At 71.5% G+C, this 2655-nt stretch carries 4 protein-coding genes; 2 read left to right on the forward strand and 2 right to left on the reverse strand.

Going from position 1 to position 2655, the window contains the following annotated elements; genetic code table 11:
• Positions 1–265: 265 nt before the first annotated feature.
• Entirely contained in the window at positions 266–724 is a 459-nt protein-coding gene (locus B7767_RS39785) for a Fur family transcriptional regulator (protein WP_218775858.1), read from the reverse strand.
• Positions 721–1062 carry an ATP-binding protein gene (locus tag B7767_RS39790; RefSeq protein ID WP_085576178.1) on the reverse strand — a complete coding sequence of 114 codons (342 nt, stop codon included), beginning with the start codon at positions 1060–1062 and terminating at the stop codon, positions 721–723. Before B7767_RS39790 ends, B7767_RS39785 begins: the two co-directional genes overlap by 4 nt.
• A gap of 7 nt (positions 1063–1069) precedes the next feature.
• Between B7767_RS39790 and B7767_RS48840 the strand changes: the two genes are divergently transcribed.
• Together B7767_RS48840 and B7767_RS39795 are read left to right on the forward strand one after the other, a co-directional pair.
• Positions 1070–1192 (forward strand): hypothetical protein, encoded by a 123-nt coding sequence (locus tag B7767_RS48840; protein WP_256923740.1) that lies wholly within the window; start codon positions 1070–1072, stop codon positions 1190–1192.
• Positions 1193–1767: 575 nt separating this feature from the next.
• Complete coding sequence (locus tag B7767_RS39795; protein ID WP_085576179.1) at positions 1768–2502, forward strand: D-Ala-D-Ala carboxypeptidase family metallohydrolase; 735 nt, start codon at positions 1768–1770, stop codon at positions 2500–2502.
• Positions 2503–2655: the final 153 nt, after the last annotated feature.

Raw genomic sequence — 2655 nt, forward strand, 5'->3', positions numbered from 1 at the left:
AGGCCGCCAGACCGGTGACGACGATGGTGACGAGCACGGGTGACAGCAGCACGGCTTCCCGCTGGCCGCCGCGGGGGCGGGGGCGACGCCGGAGCCTTCCTGAGCCGATCACAAAAGGGATCCTATCGGGACGATGCGGGCATCGATCCGCGACAGCGCAGGTACTCGTGTCCGGTGATCAGCTGCTCGTACGGTTCTCCGACACGACCGGACGGCAGCACACGGGCCTTCCCCGCCCGTCATGGGACCACGAGGGCGGTTCCGGTCAGGAAACCGGCCCCGCGGCCCGGCAGCCGGGGCACAGGCCCCAGAACGTGACTGCGGCCTCCTGGGTGTCGTACTCCTCCGGAAGCCGCGGCTCCATGCAGGGTGCCGCACCCACCGTGCACTCCACGTCGCGGATGGAACCACAGGCGCGGCACACGAAGTGGTGGTGGTTGTCGTGGCGCTCGGTCTCGTAACGGGTGGGGTGACCCGCGATCTGGGTGGATCGGACCAGGCCTGCGTCCGTGAGGGCGCGCAGTACGTTGTAGGTGGCCTGCAGGGACAGGCGGCCGGTGATCCGCCGAGCGCGCTCACGCAGGGTGTCGGCGTCGAGGTGACCACCCGAGTCGGAGACGGCCGTCAGCACGGCCATGCGCGGAGCGGTCACTCGCATACCCGCCGTACGCAGCCGTTCGGCGGCCAGGGCCATCGGCTCATCGGCCGCACCGGACGCCGTCATGCCGCCTCGCCCTCCGTGTCGCCGTCGAGACGGGGCGCGCAGGGGTCGCCGGAGAGCTCGAACCACACGCTCTTGCCCTCGGGCCCGCCCTCACAGCCCCACCGTGCGGCCAGCATGTCCACGAGGGTGAGTCCGCGACCGCCCTCGTCCTCCGGGCCCGCGTCGGTCGGGCGGGGAAGGTCCGCGGTGCCGTCGCTGACCAGACAGCGGAGGTCGGACACCCGCTCGAGGGTGAGGCGCAGTGGGCCGGAGGCATGACGCAGCGCGTTGCTCACCAGTTCGCTGACCAGCAGCTCGGCGGTCGGTACGAGGTCACCCAGACCCCACTGCGGCAGCACGTCACGTATGACGGTCCTCGCCGAGGAGCACGCGGTCGGTGACCACGGCAGGGACCAGGGCCCGCCCACGAACGACTCCACGCGGGTCTCGGCCGCCGCGCCGGACGGCAGGGCGGTAGTCGACCGCTGAGGGCCGGGGACGGCCACATCGGCGATCGTTCCAGCCGGGAGGGTTTCCCGGGGAGCTGTGCGATCCATGAGAGCGTGCTTTCGGGGACGGTTGCAATCTCCCCTACGACCGTACGCCCTTTCTTGAATCGGTCAAGTTTGTGGATGACGGTCTTTTTCGTGATTCCGCCCAGTTTCCGGCGCACGCACTGTGGCCGCCGCTGCCGGTGACGCGGGCGGTGGGCTCGGCTGCGGCCCGCTCGTCGGCGACGGGCGACGGTGGCTCCGGCGTCCAGCGCGGTGCGGCCGTTCAGGGACCGGGCACGGCGACTCGAGTGGGCAGAAGCAGGTGAACGGGGTCGAAGGCGGTCCGCGACCGGCCGTACGGGCCGGCCCCGGGACGCGGTCACGGCTGCTCGCCGGGGAGCCGTGAGGTGCGGTGCACGGAAAGGGAGCCGGCTGTTCCCGACATGGAACGCGTGATCCCGCCGGACACGGAAACGTCGACCTCACTTCCCCGGGGCACCATTGACGCGCGTAGCGCGTTGCCGCACGCTGGGCTCCGGTTGTTGTCGACTCAACGGTCGGGAGGCCGGAATGCTCAGACGCGCGTCACGCCTGCTTCTCTCATTTGTCATGCTCATGGCTTTCATGGTGGTCGGGGTGGGCGCCACCGCCGGAACCGCGCAGGCCGACTCCTGCTACAGCTGGAACCGCACCCTCTCCCAGGGGTCCTCCGGCAGCGACGTGACCCAGCTCCAGATCCGGGTAGCCGGCTGGGTGACCTCCGGCGAGCGGCTCTCCTACGACGGCCAGTACGGCGCGCGGACCGCCGCCGCCGTCAGGAAGTTCCAGGCCGCGTACGGACTGAGCGCGGACGGGGTCGCCGGACCCGCGACCTTCAGCAAGATCTACGCTCTCCAGGACGCCGACTGCACGCCCGTCCACTTCGACTATGCCGAACTCAACAAGTGCAACTCCGACTGGTCCGGCGGCGCGGTCTCCGCGGCCACCGCCAGGTCGAACGCGCTCAAGACCATGTGGAAGCTGGAGGCGATGCGGCACGCCCTCGGCGACGTCCCGATCACCGTCTCCAGCGGCTTCCGCTCCCGCGCGTGCAACAACGCGGTCGGCGGTTCCGCCACCAGTCGCCACCTCTACGGCGACGCGGCCGACCTCGTCGGCTCGCCGTCCCTGTGCCGCCTCGCCCAGCAGTCCAGGACGCACGGCTTCTCGGAGATCCTCGGCCCGGGCTACCCCGGCCACAACGACCACACCCACGTGGCCTTCGACCCGTCGCCGTACTGGTCGGCTCCCACCTGCGGCATCTGACCCACCGGGAACGGACAGCGGGCGGGCCGGGGGCCGGCACCCGATGGTGCCGGCCGCCGGCCCACCCCGCGTCACCCTCCTCGTCGCCGTGCCCGCGGCCATGCCGTTGCGCCCGGCGCACGGCGTCCGGACGAGGCCGCCGGCCGGGTCGCG

It is taken from the genome of Streptomyces sp. 13-12-16, assembly GCF_002114215.1.
GTDB lineage: Bacteria > Actinomycetota > Actinomycetes > Streptomycetales > Streptomycetaceae > Streptomyces.

Coding starts and splice junctions, on each gene's coding strand:
- B7767_RS48840 (WP_256923740.1), top strand. CDS start 1,070: ATGACGGTCCTCGCCGAGGAGCACGCGGTCGGTGACCACGGCAGGGAC.
- B7767_RS39785 (WP_218775858.1), bottom strand. CDS start 724: ATGACGGCGTCCGGTGCGGCCGATGAGCCGATGGCCCTGGCCGCCGAA.
- B7767_RS39795 (WP_085576179.1), top strand. CDS start 1,768: ATGCTCAGACGCGCGTCACGCCTGCTTCTCTCATTTGTCATGCTCATG.